Origin of the sequence: Pedobacter sp. MR22-3 (assembly GCF_026240075.1) — a bacterium.
GTDB lineage: Bacteria > Bacteroidota > Bacteroidia > Sphingobacteriales > Sphingobacteriaceae > Pedobacter.
The window spans coordinates 144,839-165,112 of sequence record NZ_JAPIVF010000007.1 but is presented as its reverse complement, the minus strand read 5'-3'; the positions used below and the strand labels follow the sequence as shown (position 1 = coordinate 165,112).

The 20,274-nt window shown below is 40.7% G+C and carries 16 protein-coding genes; 11 read left to right on the top strand and 5 right to left on the bottom strand.

The genetic code is table 11. The annotated features are described in order from the left end of the window. Window positions 1-40 precede the first annotated feature (40 nt). Window positions 41-556 (top strand): YMGG-like glycine zipper-containing protein, encoded by a 516-nt coding sequence (locus tag OQ267_RS18670; RefSeq protein ID WP_265818023.1) that lies wholly within the window; start codon window positions 41-43, stop codon window positions 554-556. Between the two features lie 98 nt (window positions 557-654). Here OQ267_RS18670 and OQ267_RS18665 read toward each other — a convergent pair whose 3' ends face one another. From OQ267_RS18665 to OQ267_RS18645, 5 genes are all read right to left on the bottom strand, one after another. Then, entirely contained in the window at window positions 655-936 is a 282-nt protein-coding gene (locus OQ267_RS18665; RefSeq protein ID WP_265837431.1) for a hypothetical protein, read from the bottom strand. Window positions 937-1,328: 392 nt separating this feature from the next. After that, on the bottom strand, window positions 1,329-1,928 hold the full coding sequence (locus tag OQ267_RS18660; RefSeq protein ID WP_265837430.1) for a cytochrome b: 600 nt from the start codon (window positions 1,926-1,928) through the stop codon (window positions 1,329-1,331). 2 nt (window positions 1,929-1,930) lie between these two features. Then, the gene (locus OQ267_RS18655; protein ID WP_265837429.1) at window positions 1,931-3,031 is read right to left on the bottom strand and encodes a catalase family peroxidase; all 1,101 of its coding nucleotides are present in this window, start codon (window positions 3,029-3,031) and stop codon (window positions 1,931-1,933) included. 144 nt (window positions 3,032-3,175) lie between these two features. Further along, entirely contained in the window at window positions 3,176-3,997 is an 822-nt protein-coding gene (locus OQ267_RS18650) for a helix-turn-helix domain-containing protein (RefSeq protein WP_265837428.1), read from the bottom strand. A gap of 297 nt (window positions 3,998-4,294) precedes the next feature. Continuing rightward, window positions 4,295-4,900 carry an NAD(P)H-dependent oxidoreductase gene (locus tag OQ267_RS18645; RefSeq protein WP_265837427.1) on the bottom strand — a complete coding sequence of 202 codons (606 nt, stop codon included), beginning with the start codon at window positions 4,898-4,900 and terminating at the stop codon, window positions 4,295-4,297. Window positions 4,901-5,169: 269 nt separating this feature from the next. Here OQ267_RS18645 and OQ267_RS18640 point away from each other — a divergent pair, with 269 nt between their 5' ends. From OQ267_RS18640 to OQ267_RS18595, 10 genes are all read left to right on the top strand, one after another. Next, complete coding sequence (locus tag OQ267_RS18640) at window positions 5,170-5,520, top strand: winged helix-turn-helix transcriptional regulator (RefSeq protein ID WP_265837425.1); 351 nt, start codon at window positions 5,170-5,172, stop codon at window positions 5,518-5,520. Window positions 5,521-6,001: 481 nt separating this feature from the next. Continuing rightward, window positions 6,002-7,150: a bile acid:sodium symporter family protein gene (locus OQ267_RS18635; RefSeq protein WP_265837424.1), complete on the top strand. Its 1,149-nt coding sequence runs from the start codon at window positions 6,002-6,004 to the stop codon at window positions 7,148-7,150. 594 nt (window positions 7,151-7,744) lie between these two features. Further along, the gene (locus OQ267_RS18630) at window positions 7,745-8,335 is read left to right on the top strand and encodes an RNA polymerase sigma factor (protein WP_265837423.1); all 591 of its coding nucleotides are present in this window, start codon (window positions 7,745-7,747) and stop codon (window positions 8,333-8,335) included. Between the two features lie 92 nt (window positions 8,336-8,427). Further along, window positions 8,428-9,465, top strand: coding sequence for a FecR family protein (locus OQ267_RS18625; protein ID WP_265837421.1), 1,038 nt, complete (start codon window positions 8,428-8,430; stop codon window positions 9,463-9,465). Window positions 9,466-9,524: 59 nt separating this feature from the next. After that, window positions 9,525-13,091: a SusC/RagA family TonB-linked outer membrane protein gene (locus OQ267_RS18620; protein ID WP_265837420.1), complete on the top strand. Its 3,567-nt coding sequence runs from the start codon at window positions 9,525-9,527 to the stop codon at window positions 13,089-13,091. 22 nt (window positions 13,092-13,113) lie between these two features. After that, window positions 13,114-14,463: a RagB/SusD family nutrient uptake outer membrane protein gene (locus tag OQ267_RS18615; protein WP_265837418.1), complete on the top strand. Its 1,350-nt coding sequence runs from the start codon at window positions 13,114-13,116 to the stop codon at window positions 14,461-14,463. After that, window positions 14,464-16,338 carry a TlpA family protein disulfide reductase gene (locus OQ267_RS18610; RefSeq protein WP_265837416.1) on the top strand — a complete coding sequence of 625 codons (1,875 nt, stop codon included), beginning with the start codon at window positions 14,464-14,466 and terminating at the stop codon, window positions 16,336-16,338. Window positions 16,339-16,342: 4 nt separating this feature from the next. Continuing rightward, window positions 16,343-17,965: a S41 family peptidase gene (locus OQ267_RS18605; protein ID WP_265837414.1), complete on the top strand. Its 1,623-nt coding sequence runs from the start codon at window positions 16,343-16,345 to the stop codon at window positions 17,963-17,965. Window positions 17,966-17,990: 25 nt separating this feature from the next. Continuing rightward, complete coding sequence (locus OQ267_RS18600) at window positions 17,991-19,130, top strand: TlpA disulfide reductase family protein (protein ID WP_265837412.1); 1,140 nt, start codon at window positions 17,991-17,993, stop codon at window positions 19,128-19,130. Window positions 19,131-19,926: 796 nt separating this feature from the next. Further along, entirely contained in the window at window positions 19,927-20,262 is a 336-nt protein-coding gene (locus OQ267_RS18595; protein ID WP_265837410.1) for a Dabb family protein, read from the top strand. The last annotated feature ends 12 nt before the right edge of the window (window positions 20,263-20,274 follow it).

Below are 20,274 nucleotides of genomic sequence, written 5' to 3'. Positions count from 1 at the left end.
GGTTAGGGTACCAGAGTAGATTCATTTAAAGGAAAACGTTATGAAAAAGATATTTGTAGTTATCGCATTAAGTTCAGTAATGTTTGCTTGTAACAATAAGGCAAAAGAAGAAGCTGAATTAAAACAAAAGGAAGCTGAAAAACAACTGGCGGTAAAAGCCGTGAAAGACAGTTTACGTTTGGATAGTTTTAAAAGGGCTGAAGTAGCCAAGGTTGAAGCAGAAAAAGAAGCTAAACATCAGGCAGAATTGGCTGCAGCAAGAGCTGCAGGTGCCAGATCATCAAGATCAACAAGGTCATATGCAAGTACCGGCCGCAGTTCAGGTGGAAGCTCCAGCTCCTATGGTGGTACTCAGCCTACAGCAAAGAAAAAAGGCTGGAGTGATGCCGCAAAAGGTACAGTAATCGGTGGTGCGGCAGGTGCCGTGGGTGGTGCCTTGATTGATAAGAAAAAAGGTAGAGGTGCCATTATCGGTGGTTTAGTTGGTGCTGGTGGCGGTTATTTAATCGGCAGAGGCGAAGACAGAAAATCTGGTCGTGTGCAACCTAAAAACTAGATAGCATTATGAATAAAGGAAGCGGTTATTTTTAATAACCGCTTTTTTTGTACCCATTTTTTTGGCTTTACTGCCCTGGCAACCACCGGCAAAAGTACTTATCGCCCTTCGGTGCCGCCATCACCTTCGCGGCTACCCGACCTGTTGGTATTGCCTTCAATGGAAAAGTAAGCGGCACTGACCACAAAGAGCCAGCAGGTAAAGGAGAGCAGCAGCAAAGGCCAGATGTTCGCATCAATGCTTATGGCTTCCTGGTTAAACAGCGCTTTCAGGTAATGATACAGCCATGCAGCAAGGCCGGGAATAAGTACTAACGATAAAAAATTCGTTATGCTTGTACCTGTATGGTTTACAGGAATTGAGGGGATTGTTTTCATCATTTTTTAAACTATCGATACTGGACTTTCAGGATAGGAAATAGGCATTGGTTTTCCGGTTTTGGCGTGTTCAAAGCGCAAACAAGACAATGCAGGATTGCCCTGGCCTTAAAATTAATGGGAACTGCGAAAAGATTGATATAAGTTTTTCTGATCGTTTAGACAGCATTTATCATGCAATGCGCCACCAACTGAGAAAAGTTTAAAGAACTCTTTTTGCAATTGTGGTAGAACACTACCATGCCGCGACAATACATTAGTGGTGTGCTTATGGTAAAGCTGGGTTTGATAATGTTATCACCTACAATCTTATTTCTAAGACCTAACATTGTTGGCTAAAGTTACAACACAAACATTGACTTTTCGATTGAACCAATTATTACTATATTTTTTCATTATTCTGCCGCGCAGGAAGGAGGTTCTTCAGATCTAATAATCATTTTTCTTCCCCATGTGATACTTGAAAATATCCCGTCACGATATACCCAGGCATGTAATAGTGCTGCCGAAAGATGCCCCACTACCATAAAGAAAAGTACCCAGGCCATCACACGATGAGCGTCATGCAACAATGCATATAAAAATGGGCTATGCGGGAGGATTGGAGGAAGATTTATACCCGGAAATAGCTTTACCGAAAAACCTCCGGCAGACAATTGTGCCCATCCTGTCAGTGGCAAAGCCAGCATCATACCATACAGTAGCCAATGCAAGGTTCCTGCTGCTTTTGACTGAAATTTGGACATGCTGGCAGGCATTTTGGGTACGGAGAAACATAACCTGTTTACAAAACGAATAATGACCAACAGCAGTATAGCTATACCTAGAGGCACATGGAGGTCAAGTAACCAGGGCCTCCAGGTTAAGGAGGTCATCATACCTAAGCCGACAAATATCATGGCCAGTATCAGTGCTGCCATCAGCCAGTGCAATATTCGCGCGGTAATATTGAAGTACGCTGGCGGAGCCGAAGGTATATTTTTCTTTCCAGACATGTTTACTTGTTTTTAGGATTATCATTTTGATGTTTGCCTACTGCATCCGTAGCCTTACCATAGCCGATCTCCCGTACACGATCGCTGTGCGAATGAGCATAAATGCCGGCCCGGGCTGCCAGAACGGGATCATCCGAAAGGGTAATTCCCTTTGGGACACGGGTAGGGTCAAAGTTAACATCCCTGCAACCACCCTTCGTCTGGTCAAAAACATGGGATACTGCCAATGTGCCGGCTACTATCTGTCGGCGGCTTTCCGGCCAAACCTGTGAAGGATCATTTACCGGATCGCCTGGTTCGGCCAAAGTCAGCACAAGGTCCCAGTATAGCGGCCCCTTTTTAAGGCGCTGTTTCAAATCCTCAAATAGGAAATCGTGACTGGCCTGTTTACGCTGGCTGACACTCCACGAAGTGAATGGTGCGTGTGGCCGCATAGACCAGCGTATTGGCTGCTTCCTGCCATTTTTATCAATTAAAATGAATGAATTAATCACGTTGTACTGTGCTCCGGCAAAACTGCGGGTCCAGGGTGCAGTAGCATCCCATTTGACATATTTCTTTACTTCCGGATATGCTTTCAAAAAAGCGGCCACGCGTGCTGGATCAGGAGTGCCCGTAGCCGGGTTGGGCTTATAGGCCTCCATTTGTTTGAGAAAACCTTCTGCATCACTGGTGGCAAAAAAAGGTTCATTGTTCAATTTCATCCGCCACTGTTCTCCGTCATCTGCGGTAAGCATCAGGGCCATACTGACCGTTCGGGTGGAATTATCAGGGGCATAGGGATCGGGACTACCCAATGAAAAACGTCCTATAACCGGAACTTCCTGCTGGGCAAATACGCTCGCAATAGAAAATGGTACAGCTTTACCGGAGGCACGGAAAGTGCCTTCGAAACAAATACCTTTACCATGAGCACGACGGTAGCCTGCCGGGAATGTAATGGGCGTATCCTTTAGGAATGTCCGGGTAGTAATACGTCCGCCAATCAGACCTGCTGACCAGGCAAAGGTCAAAACTAATGTGCCTGCAATCAGCAGAATGCCACACAATATCAACGGAACACGCTTTGTTCTGAGATAGGTAACTAAAGCATTTTTTTTCATAATAGTCCAATATAATGAGGTGCCGGTGTGCAAACTATAATAGTTTGTATTGAATTGTACTTTTCCATTTCTATTTAATTACCGCACAAATGTAGCGTGACAGAAAAGGAAAAAAATTACACTTTCCAGCTAAAAAAAAGGACTTTACTGCTTTAAGAATTCTTTTGGGGTCAGGCCTGTATGTTTTTTTGTAAAACGGGTAAGGTAAGCGGGTTCAGTAAACCCCAGATCATAGGCTATTTCCTTCACGGTCTTTTTACCGAGGTGCAATTCCTTCCGGATTTCCATAACAATGCGGTCCTGAATCAGGTATTTTAGATTTTTATTGGTGATACTATCGCAGATCTGATTTAGCTTTTTTGCTGAAATATTTAACTGTTTGATATAAAAGGCAGCTCCTTTTTCTTTAATAAAATGCGTTTCTATCAAACTCATCAGTTTTCCGAAAACAGGATAGTCCACATAATCTCTGGGCCCAGGGCTTTCCTCAAAAATAGATGACACCTGAAATAAAAGCGAAAACACATAGCTTTCCATCATTAAAGCCCTGTTATCGGTACCGTACTCCGCCAAAAGTAAATCAACGATTTTTCCCATTGTTCTGGCACTTTTACTATCAAAGGATACCAGTTGGTTTATAAAATATCCATTGAGATAGTCGGAACCGATTTTCTGATTGATCCAAAAGAATACATCATTATGAATTAAAAATAAAAACCCCTTTTTATCAGTCAGGTCAATTTTAATATTCTGGTATGGGTAAATGACGACAGCCTGATGGCCAGGCATTTCAAAATCAGTAAAGTCAATACTAAAAGTGATAGTTCCGTCAATCTCCGTACTCCATAGCAACAGATGGAAATTAAAGCGCTGATAATGATCGAAAGTACCGGCAAGTAATTCTTCCAGCCTAAACACCTCAATAAATGGGAATTGTGTTACAGGTTTATTTAGGTAATTTTTCAAAAACGCAATAGATTAATCGAGATAAATATAGGTTAAATTTTCACTTTCATATTTAAAGTGGAATACTAAACAGGAATGCTACCTCAAAAAAATAAAGGCACTGAAATTCGTTTAGTTCTGGATCCAAGCCATTAAGTAGGTTTATCTAGGGATATTGAATTGATTTAAATTCATTTTTTAAAACTAAAAGTAGTATGAAATGAGGTATAACCACGTTCAGTGAAATTATCGGCTATATATGGAATAATCCCCAATCTAAGTATTACTTTATTGATGTGCAGAACGAAATTATTGTGACTAAGACAAATTAAAAACTTTTTCTAAATGTTCGGGATACCTTTCTAAGGTGTCTGAGATGTCGCCATCTTTGTAAATATCAAAACAATTGTAATCCGGCACAATTTCCACCCCACAAAAACGATAAGTCGTTGTAATATTTATTAAGGCATCAGTTGTACTTCTACCTTCATACAAAAGCTGATCGCTATTTCCAAAACTTTCCTGTGGCGCATTCCACGTACTACTAACCATAAATTTCTTTCCCATCATTTTTCCACCTGTTCCATATTGTCTGGTCGGATCCTGACGTGTTCTTCCATCGTTTTCAAAGAATGTCGATTTAATGAATCCGTCGTCAAAAACTTCATCCACGTATTTTTTATATATCCAAGGTGTACTAAACCAATTAATTGGGGTCTGCAAAATGATGATATCTGCTGCCAGATGTTTTTCTACTTCGATATCATGATATCCATCCTCAACTTTAGTCTCTAAAACTTCGAAATCCTTTGACAGGAAAAAGTCTTTTGCTTTTTGATGAAATACCTGGTTTAATAATCCCTCCGACCGATTAGGGTAGGTTAAATGTGCATTGATCAAGAGTACATTTTTTGTGGTATTCATTTTAATTTTATTAAGTATTATCAGTTATTAATTTCAGTCTCCTAGCTATGCGAATCATTCACCAATTACACGGAGAACAGCCTTCAGTTAATGAAGCAAAAGTATATTCGCTCGTAAAAAGTAAGTTGTAACCTAAAGGTTAGTACTATCATAAAGGTTAGTTGCATAAAATAGATGGAAAGTGAAAACGATAAAAACGAATTCAAAAGTTTAGCTTGTTCACAAAGTTTAAAGGCTATTGAGGATGCCCTTCATGTTCTGGGAGGTAAGTGGAATTACGTATTGTAGTAGGAATCGCGAGTGGATATAATCGCTTTAATGAATTACAGCGGGCCGTGGAGGGTATTTCTGCCAGGGTGTTGTCAAATGAGTTGAAGGATTTGGAAACAAATGGCGTTATAGTCCGTAAAGTGGAAGAGGGAGCCACACCTGTTATGGTTACTTATGAGCCCACTGAATATGCGAAGAGAGTTATTCCCATTGTAAATACAATAGCTGATTGGGGAAAAATCACAGAAATAAACTACAGAATGAATGTCACTTGTAAAGGAATCAAAATGGGGAACTTCTATCAAGCCTTATTCCTCGCGGTTATCATGTCATATAAAGCATTTTTTTAAATATTGCTTTCGCTTATTTAGAACTGTCTTATGCGGCTAGCATTCTCCCCATCCCCGATCTGTTAACTTCAGGAACTTTTCCTGGCTCTTTTGCATAAGCCAATTGAAGCCGATGAAGCTTCCCGGGGATAAGTTTTATAAGAGTGAATTGCTTTCGGAGTATCAGGAAAGCAGGAGAAGGGGCAGAGTGTGATATGGATTGTTTCACATCTTTCCGGCAAGGTGCTTATTGCCGGCCTTTGGCTTCGGAGGTTGGTTGCGGTTGAATAAATGTCGTGTAAATGGTATTTCCGGTGCCAACCATAACTATTCATTTCTTTTGCTAAAAAGATAATTTTGCCATGCCACATCTGAGGGCAACATTGTTGCGTCTATTTCGTTTGTATCCATGATGTTAAAGGATGTCACTTGCATGCATCAATAGAATCTCAGTATTCAAAAAAGATAATTTGTGGCGTGGCCATCAGTCTTCTAAAAATATATGGAAAAACACGGGAACAGTAAACATATCGACGGTAAAGGCCTTAAACCAAATCTTTCCAGGATCGTTTTGGTTATGGCGGCTTCCTTGTTAATTATGGCCATGATCATTTGCTTTAGTTCCGGTTTTCGGACAGCAGTGCCGGAAATTATTGTTGCCTTTTTATTCCTGGCGATTGGCTTCAGGAATTTTACCTTATTAAAGGGCTTTAGTTTTACATTGCTGATCTGTGCAGCAGTGACGACATCTTTAAGTTATCCTGACTATTTTATCTCATATCACGGTTTTAAATTTGCATTGCTCATTACTCCCTTGATCCAAATCATTATGTTTGGCATGGGGACATCTATGCATGTTAAAGATTTTGTAAACGTATTAAAAATGCCTAAAGGAGTATTCATTGGTGTTTTCAGTCATTTTTTAATCATGCCCTTACTGGGGTTGACCTTGGCCAGTATAAGCGGGTTTAAGCCTGAGATTGCTGCTGGGATTATTTTAATTGGGTGTTCGCCTAACGGAATGGCCTCAAATGTGATATCATACCTGGCAAAGGCCAATCTTGCCCTGTCGGTTACGATCACAGCCGTTTCAACATTACTGGCACCATTGATAACGCCATTACTGATGAAAATGCTTGCGGGAGCATTTATTGACATCAATGTTGAAAATATGATGTTCGATATTGCCAAGATGGTGATTGTACCGATTGTTTTAGGTTTAATATTTAATCGATTATTGCGGCATAAGCAACAGTGGGTTGAAAAAATTATGCCTTTAATATCTATGTCTGGGATTGCGTTTATCATCATGATTATCACAGCTGCAGGGCATAACAGTTTATTGGATATAGGGTTCAAATTAATATTACTGGTAATGATTCATAATCTGACCGGATATGTTTTAGGTTATTGGTCAGGGAGGTTATTTAAAATGGAGGAACGTGACTGCAGAACTATGGCTATTGAGGTGGGCATGCAGAACGGCGGGTTAGCATCGGCCATAGCCAAAGAGATGGGCAAAATGGCCACTGTTGGACTTGCTCCTGCAGTATTCGGTCCTTTAATGAATATCACAGGTTCCTTGCTTGCTTCTTATTGGCACAGGAAACCAACTAAAGACGAGGTTGCTTATACGGCACCTTCACATTAGTTTTTAGTTTCTTTGAATGGAAACCAGACAATACTTATTTACCTATAATTTTCTTAATTGCTCTGCCGTTTTTCCTGTATTTCCAGTTGCCTCACCGAGACTTATGGCTTGCCCGTAGCTATTTAATGCCAATTCGTATTACTTATTTGTAAGATAGGCTTTCCCAAGACTATCGAATAGATTGGCATTATTGGCGAACTCTTTTATTGCCAATACGGAGTTTGTCATCTTCAATGATTTGACTATATTTTTAATCGCAAATTCTGCAAACGGTATTCCGCTTAACTTTTCAATTATTCTTGCTTTTCTGCTCACATATCTTCCGTGAAAGAATTTGTTGTCGTATGATCTCCCGTACTTTGGGAGCCGTAGACACTTTATTAAAAAGGATTTGATAGATGCTGAATTTAGAAGAGTTGTAGCCAACAGATGCTTCATTTCTGACCTATCCCTTTCGTATCCATCTATGGTTGCAGTTATCAAGGTCATTCGTGCTGGTTTGCAAACAATTTTTTGATTTTTAATTGTTCCTCAAAACATTTTTTCATCTTTGAATATGCTTCCGATTATTTTTTATAAACAGCTAACTAAAATATGACCAGTGAGCAAAAGGCATGGGATGAATTTCGGTACGGTAATGAGCGTGCGTTGAAATTTATATTTGATGCTTATTACGAATTGCTCTTTAATTATGGTCATAAATTTACACCAGACGATCATCTTATAGAGGACATTATACAGGATCTGTTTGTTAAGCTTTGGATTGACAGAGAAAAAATCAATGCTACAAATTCTGTAAAAAATTATATTTATAAGGCTTTCAGAAGGCGTTTAATCCGAAAATTGGATTATTTGCCAAAGATTATGGCTTTTCCTGCGACAGAAGAAAAAATAGCCTTTAATATTGAACTGGGCCATGATCATCGCATGATCAGTGCTGAGCGAACCAGGAAGATTCAGGAAAATCTTGCGATTGCACTTGATAAAATGACGCCTCGCCAGCGGGAGGTTATTCACCTTCGTTATTTTGAGGAAATGGATTTTAATGAAATTGCGGATGTGATGCAACTTTCTACAAAAGCAACCTACAAACTACTTTACAGGGCGATTGATTCGCTAAAGCAACACCTGCCAAGGTTTGATTACTTACTGATACTTTACCTGCTGAATCTTTCCAGAAAGTAACTGCACTTACCAGCTTTTTTACTCCACTCAAAAAATTAATGAGTTGCTTGGGGTAAAATGTGAATTCTATGTGTATATAACATTAATAAATCATGAATAACTTGAAAGCAACTGATTACAGCAGCTATAGTGCGCTGGATTTCTTTGACGATGAAAACTTCATACAATACGTTTTGCATCCTGACCAAGCCAGTAAAATGCTTTGGCAAAAGGTATTATCGGCATATCCCGACAGGGAAAAAGAAATGGCAGAAGCGGAAAGTTGGATACTGATGTTACATCGTCAGCAAATATACACTGCTCAAAATAGTGCTGAATCCATCTGGGGACAAATCAGCGAAAGGATTGCAAGACACGATCATTTGGAACGTTCTTATGTGATGCCGCTTAAACGTGCAGGCAAATGGATGTCCGCCATCGCTGCAGGCTTAGCCGTTTATTTTACTATCGCTGAACTGATGCAGCAAGGAAAACAGGTGGTCCGATCGGATTACGGAGAATTGCGCAGTGTGACACTTCCAGATTCATCTGATGTGATGTTAAACGGTAATAGCCGGATTCACTATGTACGCAACTGGCGTTCTGATAAACCTAGGGAAATATGGCTGGAGGGTGAAGCTGCATTTGCAGTGAAGCACGTGGCGCTAAAAAACAGATTTCAGCAGGCCGACTCATTTAAGGTTCACGTAAACGGTTTAGAGCTGACTGTATTGGGTACTAAGTTTAACATTAAAGATAGACGAGGTCGTACGGAGATCGCTTTGCTGACTGGAGGCCTGAGAATTGAAAAGAAGGGACCATTTGCTTTCTCCAGGATCATGAAGCCGGGTGATGTATTGGTATACGATGGCAAACAGATTCTTAAAGAAACACAAAAAGTTGCGGCTGCAAGTGAGTCCTGGACAAAAAAAGAGCTCAATGTGGAAGGCTATACGATAAACGACATTGCCGAAATACTCGAAGATACCTATGGTTACGAGGTGACCATACATGCTGATGATCTCAAAGGTAAACGACTTTCGGGCGCAGTCCCTTCAGGTAGCGCAGAAGACATCCTTTTTGTAATTAAAAAAGTATTTGATGTAAAAGTTATCATCAATAAAAATCAACTCCTGATTACGCATGAGTAGACATAGACCTTACCGTATGAAATAGATTAACCTCAACAAACTAAACCAAACCAAACTAAATGAAAACAAAACTACTATTTATGCTGGGCTTTCTGCTCATTGTAACCTCCATGCGTTCTGCATTGGCGCAGGAGCAAATGACCCTGCAGAAAGCACTTTCTGAAGTTCAGAAAACTTATGGCACTAAATTTTCTTACCAGGCAGGCCTAGTGGATAACAAGATGGTAAGCCTAAAACTTCCCCTGGCAAAATCGAAAACTGTGGATAGCGTACTGAAGGCGATACTTTACCCCAATAAATTGCTTTTCCTGTATGTTCAGGAGAATTATTATACCATTGTCAGGGATTTAAGGGAAGACGAAAAGCAGTTAGAAGCTGCCAGACAAAAGATACCAGCGCCTAATTACAGAATTATAACTGGAAAAGTTACTGATCAAAATGGAAAGCCACTGATTGGGGCAACGGTGTTTCCCGAAGGAATGTCAGTAAGGGTGGGGGTAATTAGCAGCAGTGATGGAAGTTACACCTTGCGTTTACTTGAAAAAGCCGACGCCATTGTATTTACCTATGTGGGCATGCAACCTCAAAAAATGACGTTGGGGAAAGGTAATGTAGTAAACGCCGTACTTTACAGTGAAAATAATACACTGGATGAAGTGGAAGTAGTGTCTACCGGGTATACCAAATTACCTAAGGACCGTGCGACTGGTGCTTTTGAGGTGATTAAAGCTAAAGATATAAAAAAGGTTCCTTCCGTGAATATCCTTGAAAAACTGGAGGGAATGGCACCAGGCGTTCAGGTTGATCTTAGAACCAATAGCATTAGTATTCGTGGCAATAACAGCTTCGGCAATTTATCTCCAAAGAGTCCTTTAATTGTAATTGATGGATTCCCTTTAATGGAAAATGAGGACAGTCGTGGTGAGTTATCGAAGGTCTCTTCAGGAAATGGTACCAGTGCAGGGGCAGTACTGAACAGGTTCAACCCTGATGATATCGAAAGCATTACGATCCTTAAGGATGCTGCAGCCTCATCAATATGGGGTGCCAAGGCGGCTAACGGGGTAATTGTGATTGAAACTAAAAAAGGGAGAAATACACCCCCTTCAATTAATTTTAGTACCAACCTTAGTGTTTCGTCTCCCGCTGATCTGAACAATATAAAGACAATGAACAGCGCGCAGTATATCGATCTGGAACGTGAACTAAAAGGGCTGGGATTTATCCTGGATCCGGCCGATAAGCCAAGCTGGATGAGTTTTAATAACAACGCACCACAAAGCGAAGCCTTAGAGTGGATGTTTAAGGTGGACCGGGGAACGGCAACGGTGGGAGAACGTGATGCTGCGCTGGCTGCGCTCGGACAGATTGATAATAAGAGCCAGATCAGGGATCTCCTGCTGCAAAGGGCGGTTTCCCAGCAATATAACCTGTCTTTATCAGGTGGAGCCAATAAAAGCAGTTATTATGTATCGACAAACTACACTAAAGATGTGCCTGTATTTAAAGGAAATCAAGCAGAGAGTTTCTTTGTGAATTCCAATCTGAGCAATAAATTGTTTAATGACAGGGTGAACCTTACTTTCGGGTTGAATTATAACTACTCCCGCACACTAAACAATCCAGCTGCGCAGAACGCAATGGGGAATGGAATGAAAGGATTAAAGCCATACCAGTTACTTCGCGACGCCAATGGAAATAACATTGCAAGATCCATCAAATATAGGGATGAAGTCATGCAGGACTTTTTAAATAAAGGTTATCTACCATGGACATATTCTGCTTTGGACGAGTTGGATAAAACGCATTACAATACGCAATCCAACCGCTTAAGGTTCAATATGGGTGTCGACACAAGAATTGTTAATGGAGTCAACTTTTCCGTATCCGGAATGTTGCAGCGTAATATCGAAGATACGGAAAATCTGGACCGGGCAGATAGTTATGACGTTCGTGATCTGTTAAATTTTGCAACAACCATCAATGATGAAGGAAAGCTTGTATACGGTATTCCTTATGGCGGAAAACTGGGCCTTATCAATTATAATTCCTGGGAATATACATTGAGGTCTCAGCTAAATGTAGACCGGAACATTGGAGACTTTTTGAACATTGCTTTCCTGGGAGGGGCAGAGATCCGGCAGAACAGCTATCAGTCTTCTGAGCAGTACCGTTACGGATTTAATGAGGATATTTATCAGGATAAGGCTTTTAACCCAACTGTGCCCTACAATACAGTTGAAGATTACACGAATACAATTAATGCTGATAATCCGTTGAAAAAGGGTATTAAGAGGGCATTGTCCTATTATTCGAACGTTGGACTGTCTTTTCTGAAAGGGAAATATGTAGCATCGGGAAGTGTTCGCTTTGATGATTTTACGATTACGGGAGCTGCACGTAATCAGCGGGCAAAGCCACTTTGGTCTACCGGTATAAAATGGAATGCCAAAATGGAGAATTTCGTTCAGGACATTAGTTGGCTGAATGCTTTGGATTTCAGGTTAACTTATGGTGTGGGCGGAACTTTACCTACCGGATCAGGTAACGTTGTGGTGATTAATACCAGCACCGACAACCAAACAAATGAGACGATTGCACAGATTTCAAGTCCTGCAAATAACCAGATCTCCTGGGAGAAAGTGAAGTCCCTGAACTTTGGGGTGGATTTTGCCCTGCTACAAAACCGCCTGTCCTTTAGCATCGACGCTTATAATAAAAACACATCAGACATTTTATATACCTTTCCTTACAACTCAACCTATGGCTGGACTTCTTTGCAATTCAACAGTGCAAGTATGAAAAGTCATGGTTTTGAATTAGGCATGCAGGTGAATGTAGTTAGCCAAAGGGATTATTCATGGAATTCGGTTTTTAATTTCTCTTATAATACAAATGAAGTTACAGACAACAGGCTAAAAAAGGCTGTGACCAGCAACCTGGTCGGTTCTTCTACGCCTACGGTCGGTTTACCTATGGATTATATGTATGCGTACAGATGGGCTGGACTGGATGACAAAGGTCAGTCACAGATCTATAATAAAGATGGAGACATCATCGGCACTGACATCGGAAACAATAAATTAACTGCGGATGACCTGGTATACATGGGCAGGACTACGCCTCCTTATTTTGGCGGTTTCAATAACGACTTTAGGTATAAGCAGTTTACGTTGGGTGTCAGAATTGCTTATTCGATGGGCAACGTGGTGAGAAAACCGTCTGTAGAAGGCTATCCGGATTATTCACCTTACCAGGGGTCCATAGGCATGCAGTCTGATCTGGCTTTACGCTGGCGTCAGCCTGGTGATGAAAAACTTACCAATGTTCCGGGCTTGAAAGACATTTCATCCAATAGTATAGACAGGTATAAAAACTCAGATATTTTGACCATGAGTGGAAGCTATATTCGGCTTCAACAGATCTCATTAGGTTATTCTTTCAGGAATGAACTGTTGAAAAAGACACCTTTTAAGTCGGCTTCAATCAATGCAAGTGTCAGAAACTTGGGTTTGATCTGGCGCAAGAACAAATACGGAGTTGATCCAAGTTATTTGGCCAGCAGCAATTACAATAACCTGGCTCCTGCGAAAGCATTTTTTATCAGTGTAAACACATCGTTTTAACAAACGTATCAAAATATTTAAAATGAAAGCATTAACTTATCAAATCTGGGTTGCATTGTTTATCCTAACAGTCAGCTCATCTTGCAGAAAGTATGTTGAGGTAGAACAATTCGGTCAGCGTACCTTAAAATACACAGATGATTTTCAATTCGTCATGAATGACAGGTCCACTATGGAGAAGTCTTATATTCTTCCATTTGTGAGCAACGATGACATGGCGACTACTGATGAAAACCATCAAAACTCTTTAAACGCTGAATTTAAGGCCACCTATGTATGGGGATCAAATTACTATGGTGATACCCAGACAGACATTGGCTGGGGCAATTTATATAAAACCATATATACTTGTAATGAAGTTATTTACAGTGTAATGTCTAGTCTTAAAGGGACTGAAACGCAAAAGAAACAAATCTATGCAGACGCTTTAGTTCAAAGGGCGTTTGCGTATCTGATGCTGGCGAATCAATACGGCGAGGTTTATGATCCGTCGAAAGCTCAAACCCAGGTCGGGATTCCTTTATTGAAAACCCCGGATCTGTTCCTAAAGTTAGACCGGAGCAACCTGGATATTGTCTATAAGCAGATCTTATCAGACCTTCAGGAGGCTATCCCGTCATTGCCCGCTACGGCAACGAATAATGGCCACGCCGCGAAAGTTTCTGCATATGCCTTATTGTCAAGAACGTATTTGTATATGAGAAACTTCACGCTTGCAGGAGAATATGCTGATAAAGCCCTGGCGATAAACAGCTCACTCAAGACGCTGGAAAATTATATTGGTAATACAGTAAGCTTTCCAAGAAGATTGGATGATCCGGAAATTCTTTTATCGAAGATTTCTGCCGGTACGTTTATGTCTGAGCTGAACCCAGAACTCCTCAGCTTGTTTCCTTCAGGAGATGCAAGGTTGGAACTGTTTACCGGTACCAGTAATGATGTGCCGGGCATTGCATACATCCGTCCGCAATTTAACGAGTTTTCTTGCCAGACCGGTCTGTCTGTACCAGAAATGATGCTGATCAATGCAGAAGTGTATGCCCGGGCGGGTAATACCTCTAAAACGCTGGAGTGGTTAAACAAACTCAGAAAAACGAGGATAAAAGCCGCAGATTACCAGGATCTGGTGATCACAAATCCTGCTGATCTTCTTCCGGCTGTCATCAACGAACGCCGGAGGGAATTTATGGGAATGGGGTTGCGTTGGTTCGATCAGCGCAGGTTAAACCTCGACCCTGAGTTCGCAAAGCCTTATGTGCGTACCTTCCAGGGGCAGCAATATACTTTAAGTCCGGGTAGCAACAGATTTATATACCCGATTGCCCCTGCTGTGCTTAATCTCAATCCTGAAATACAACAAAGTCCCAGATAAATGAAAAAAACACTTTTTACTGCTTTATTAGCCCTGTTTGCCATATTTACTTATGCACAACAGGGTAATGGTTTAACATTAAGCCCTGCTGCACCTACTGCAGGTAAACCCGTATCTATAAATTATAGTGCCAAAGGAACCGACCTTGAATTTAGTGATGAAGTATCGGCCGTAGCACTTCTTTTTCATAATGCTTCGCAATGGAAAGCGCAGCCGCTGACGCTTAAAAAAGTAAACGGGGCCTGGACGGGCAGTTTGCTATTGCCTGCAGACGTTTCCTTTTTCGCCTTAAGATTTTTTCAGGGAAGCGCAGACCATCCGGATGCGAAAGATAATAATAACGGAAAGGGGTTCTTTAGCCGGGTTCTGAGTCCTAAAAAGAAAGTTGTGCCAGGTAACTACCTTGGAGAGGCACTGCTCTATATGGCCGAACAGGAATTAAGCCCATTTGCTAGTCCCCAAAATGATGCTGCAACCGTCGAGGCTTTATTGAAAAAGGAATCACAAATTCCGGGCGCAAAGCTTAAGGAGGATCAGTTGTCCAACATTCAGCGCTATTATCAGTTTATAGCTAAGGACGAATTGCGGTCTGAACAACTGAAATCGGAGATCCTAAGCCGTTTCCCGAAAGGTAAAATGGCAAGGTTTATTCGCTATCAGCAGGCTTTACAGGAACCCGATAAAGCAAAAATGACAGGAGCCTTAGAGCAATTTCTGGCAGAATTTCCAATCGTGGAATGGCGCAAAAATCCGGACGGACAAGCTTACATTTATTATGAGGTATACCGTGGATTAGCAACTGCTTATTTTAGGCAGAAAGCATACGATAAATTTCTTGCCTTGTTTAATGATTTCGATTTTAAAACTGCAAATGAGGTTTACCGCTTCAATGTAACCAAGATGGAAATGATAGGTTCTGAGGCTGAGAAGAAAGCTGTTTTGCCTTTGAGCCGGAAGATTATGCCTGTGCTGTTTAAATTAAAAAATGATGGTTCTTATGCAGAAGATTTTAGCGGCAATGACTCCCTGATAAATAACAATGTAGCGCAGCAATTGAGCGAACGTATATTCAGCCATGTGTCCTTGTGTAAAGCTGCTGGTGCTTACGATGAAGGGTTGGAATATATTGGATATCTTTCAGATCAGAAACGTTATGCCAGTGCAGAACTAAATGAGATCCATCTGTATCTTCTTGACCAATTAAAACAGATAGATAAAATTAAACCCTTACTGGAGGCCAGTGTGAAAAACATGGCTGTAACGCCGCTGATGTTTGATCGCCTCAAAGCAATCTATTTAGCAGAGCACAACGAGAGCACTCAAGATTATGATAAATACCTTGCTTCATTAAATTCTTCAGACGCTGTGGATGCGATGCGCATTCACGTAATGGAAAATATGGTAAAGCATCCGCTGATTCCTTTTTCCCTGGAGAATGCTGAAGGCAAAATGATTAACTCCAGCGATTGGAAAGACAAGATCGTGGTAATCGATTTTTGGGCTACCTGGTGTCGTCCTTGTATTATGGCTTTTCCGGGAATGCAGTTGCTGATCGATAAATATACGAAGGACCCGTCGGTTGCCGTATACATGATTGGCACCATGCAATTTGGTGACTACAAAAAGAAATCAGTTGACTTTGTTAAAAGCCAGGGTTTCCGGTTTAACTTATTACACGATGCTATCGGTGAAAATGGTGAGCAAAATAAGGTATTTAGAAGTCTGATTCCTTTGTTCCAGTCATCCGGGATTCCCCGTAAGATCATTGTGAAAAATGGTGAAGTAAGATATAGCTCCGAAGGCTATTCGGGTAGCCCTAGTCAGCTCATGGATGAGTTATCAATGGCTATTGAAATCATAAGAAAAGAAAAATAAGCAAATGAACAAGATACATAAAATAGCACTGGCAGTAGTAGTCGCTTCGATAAGCCTGTTACAGGCGCAGGCGCAGATGAATCCAAAAGTAAAGCTTCAGGAAGCCTTAAAGCTTATTCAGGATAACTATGTGGATCCTGTTCAGGATGAGAAAATTGTAGACGTAGCAATCAAGGCCATGATCAGCGACCTTGATCCGCATTCGAGTTACATGAGTAGGGAAGAAGCAGAGGAGATGAATCAATCTATGTCGGGTAGCTTTGCTGGAATAGGGATTACTTTTGCGATGGTTAGCGACAGTACTTTTATCACTGCTGTAAACCCGGATGGGCCTGCATTTAAAGCAGGATTGCGTCAGGGTGATCAAATCATCAGTGTTGATGGTCAGCCGATCTTAGGTAAAGGTTTAAAAAATCAGCAAGTAATGCTGTTGCTCCGCGGCGAAAAAGGTAAGCAGGTAAGTCTGGGAATGATGCGTGGCAATGCTACAAAACCAATGCTGATTAAAGTCACGCGTGAGCAAATTGCAGACTTGTCTATTCGTGCCAGTTACATGGTAAGCAAGGAAATTGGTTACATTTCGCTTGCGATATTTAGTGAATCTACACGCAGGGAGATGGATGCTGCCCTTAAAGCTTTAAAAGCAAAAGGCATGAAAAAACTGGTTTTAGACCTTCAGGGTAATGGTGGAGGATATGTAGAAGCGGCAATCGGTGTAGCAGATGAATTTTTGCCGAAAGAAAGTACTGTATTTTATACCATTGGTCATGATGGCGGTAAGGATTATTTTGGCACAGGTGGCTTTGGGCAGTTTATGACCGGAGACCTGGTTGTGTTGATTGACGAATCAACGGCTTCCTCAAGTGAGATTGTAACCGGCGCATTGCAGGATTGGGATCGTGCAGTAGTTATCGGGCGCCGTAGTTTTGGTAAAGGGCTTATGCAGAAGCCATTGGTTATGACAGATGGTTCGGTGCTACGCCTAACCGGTGCCCGATACTATACACCTTCTGGAAGATCCATCCAGAAACCTTACACCAAAGGAAAAGCCGACTATTTTGAAGACTTTAACCGTAGACTGGCTTCAGGCGAGCTAAAAGAACCCGGTCATTTCAATTTTCCGGATTCATTGAAGTTTAATACCTTAAACAACAAGAGAACTGTATATGGTGGCGGGGGAATCATGCCAGACCGTTTTGTGCCGATTGATACAAATTTATACAGCAACTGGATGACCTTAATCATGAACAGTGGAATGACAACTAAGGTAGGATTTGATTTTGTACAGCAAAACAGGACTGCTTTATTACAAAAGTATCCCGATTTTCAAGCGTTTATTAAGAATTTTAAAGTAGATGATGCAGTGCTTGACAAGTTTATGGAGCAAGCGAAGGAACATATTAAAAATATGCCGGGGAAATCTGATACCGCAGCCCGGGAGAGCCTTGCGGTAGAACTTAAGTCGGAAATTGCCGCCCTGCTGTATGAAGGGTCTGACTATCAGCTGCGCGTACGTAACGAAGCGAATGAAAGCCTAAATGAGGCAGTTGAAGTTTTAAAAGACCAGTCCTTATATAATCGCCTGCTAGGTAGCCATGGGAAATCTAAAAAAGAGAATAAGAAATAGTAGTACATCATTAACAAATGAAAAAATGAGAAAGATAATTTTATGTTTATTGACAGGAATGGTGCCTTTTTACCTTAAGGCGCAAACGGGATACACCATTAAGGGGCAAATAGGAAAACTAAATGCTCCGGCGAAAGCTTTTTTAATGATTAAGTATGCTGATCGTATATCAACAGATTCAACAGAAATAGTTAACGGAAAATTCGAATTTAACGGAAAAATGGAATCTCCAACGGAAGCACGTGTAAGGGTGAAACATGATGCTACACCGGATAATCCTGCAAAAAGGTCTGGTTATGACATAAAGCCTTTATTGTTGTTTAATGAATCTATTATACTTACAGCTAAAGATTCTATTTCTAAGGCCGTAATTACAGGATCGGCAATTAATGCAGAAAATGATAAGGTAACGGCTTATTTGAAACCGATATACGATAAATACAAATCGTTAGACGCAGAATATAATGCACAACCAGAAGCAAAAAAGCAGGATAAGGCATATATTCAGACCTTAGAGACACGTGCAAAAGCTGTAGAAAGGGAAATTTTTGAAGCGAAGATGTCTTATATTAGCAAGAACCCGGATAAATATATGGCCGTAATGGCACTTAATTCATTGCTCGGTCCGGATTTTGATGCTTTGGCCATGGAGAAAACGTTTTTAAGTCTTAACGAGGATTTAAGATTATCCTATCTCGGAAAAGAAGTGGCAGCAAAAATTGCAACTGTAAAGAAAACACAGGAAGGTGTTGAGGCTACGGATTTCTCTCAACCTGACGTAGATGGAAAGATGGTAAAGCTATCTGACTACCGCGGGAAATATGTGCTTGTAGATTTTTGGGCCTCATGGTGTGCACCTTGCAGACGGGAAAATCCAAACCTGGTGAAGAACTATGAGCAATACAAATCAAAAGGTTTTGAAATTTTAGGCGTTTCAATGGATAAAGCAGCAGATAAAGCCAAATGGCTAAAGGCTATTGAAGATGATAAATTGATTTGGAAACAAGTTGGTGATTTAAAAGGCTGGGAAAATGAGGCCGGAGTACTCTATGAAGTTAAAGCCATCCCTACGAATTTTCTTGTTAATCCGGAGGGAAAGATCGTTGGAAAAGACCTGCGCGGGGAAGATCTTTCAAAGAAACTGGCTGAAATCTTTAAAAATTAATGGCAGTAGAAATTAAAGATAACAAACCGACTTCAACACCTCCAGTTAAATGGAACTTAAAATTATGAGGGTTTTTCACCCAATTGGACAGGGTGCGTTTTATTCCGAAATGCATTCCTGTCCGACTGGCTGTAAGCTCCCCTGTTTTTCAGACCTCTCAAAAGTATAATTTTGTCCTCAAATTTCCTGCAATAAATTGATTGGAGATTTGAAGCATATTAATCTATTTCTTCCCATTCAATTTTTTTGCTTTCTATACTCGATGGGATTTGGATGAGTATAGTTTCCTCGGTCATCTAGTTAAGACTTTCGACACACATTTCGTAGGTATGCAATTTAACTGATCCTTTTTTTTAATGGTGAATATAAGGATGCGAACCTGAAAGTAATGAATTTGATGATTTATTGGATCAAATGATTGCTGAAAGCAAAGACAAACCTGATCAGAAAAATGGTAATACCGAATTTTTCCCACCGGATGGGAATAAAAATTAACAAAAAGGTAATCTTTTGCTTTTTATTTTCTGCTGGTTCAGGATGATATGATCGATGTCAGTTACTGCACTGCGGGTACCTGCTGATCTTTTACGATCTTGCGAATTCCAAAAAACGAGATCAGGCCTATTGTTACGCCTACGATGATTGCTGCTTTAAATGCCATAGCTAATAAACATGATTAAAGACCAATTGTTTGTTAAATTGATAATCAGTAAGAAAAACGGGGGCATTGGGTTTCAGCTTATAGCTGCTTTCTTTTTTAGCCTATTTTTTTTACCTTGGAATAAAAAAGAACAGTATGTCAGATCATCAAGTTTCCAATAGCAGTCCAATACAGCATTTCGTTATGTTTTGGCTGAAGCCACAATTAACAAAAGCTGAAAGAGAAAATTTCAAAAATTTCTTTGAGCACCTGCGTGCAAGTAAATATGTAAAAACGCTAAGTTATGGCCTGGCGGCAAATACCCCAATACGTCCTGTTACCGATAACTCCTTTACCTATTCGCTAACGGTCACTTTTAACAATATGGAAGATCATAATGCTTACCAGGAAGATCCGGTACACCTGGCCGCTATAGAAAAGTTTTCTGCAAACTGGTATAGGGTAGTGGTTCATGATACCGTGATTTCTTAAATCATTTTCTAT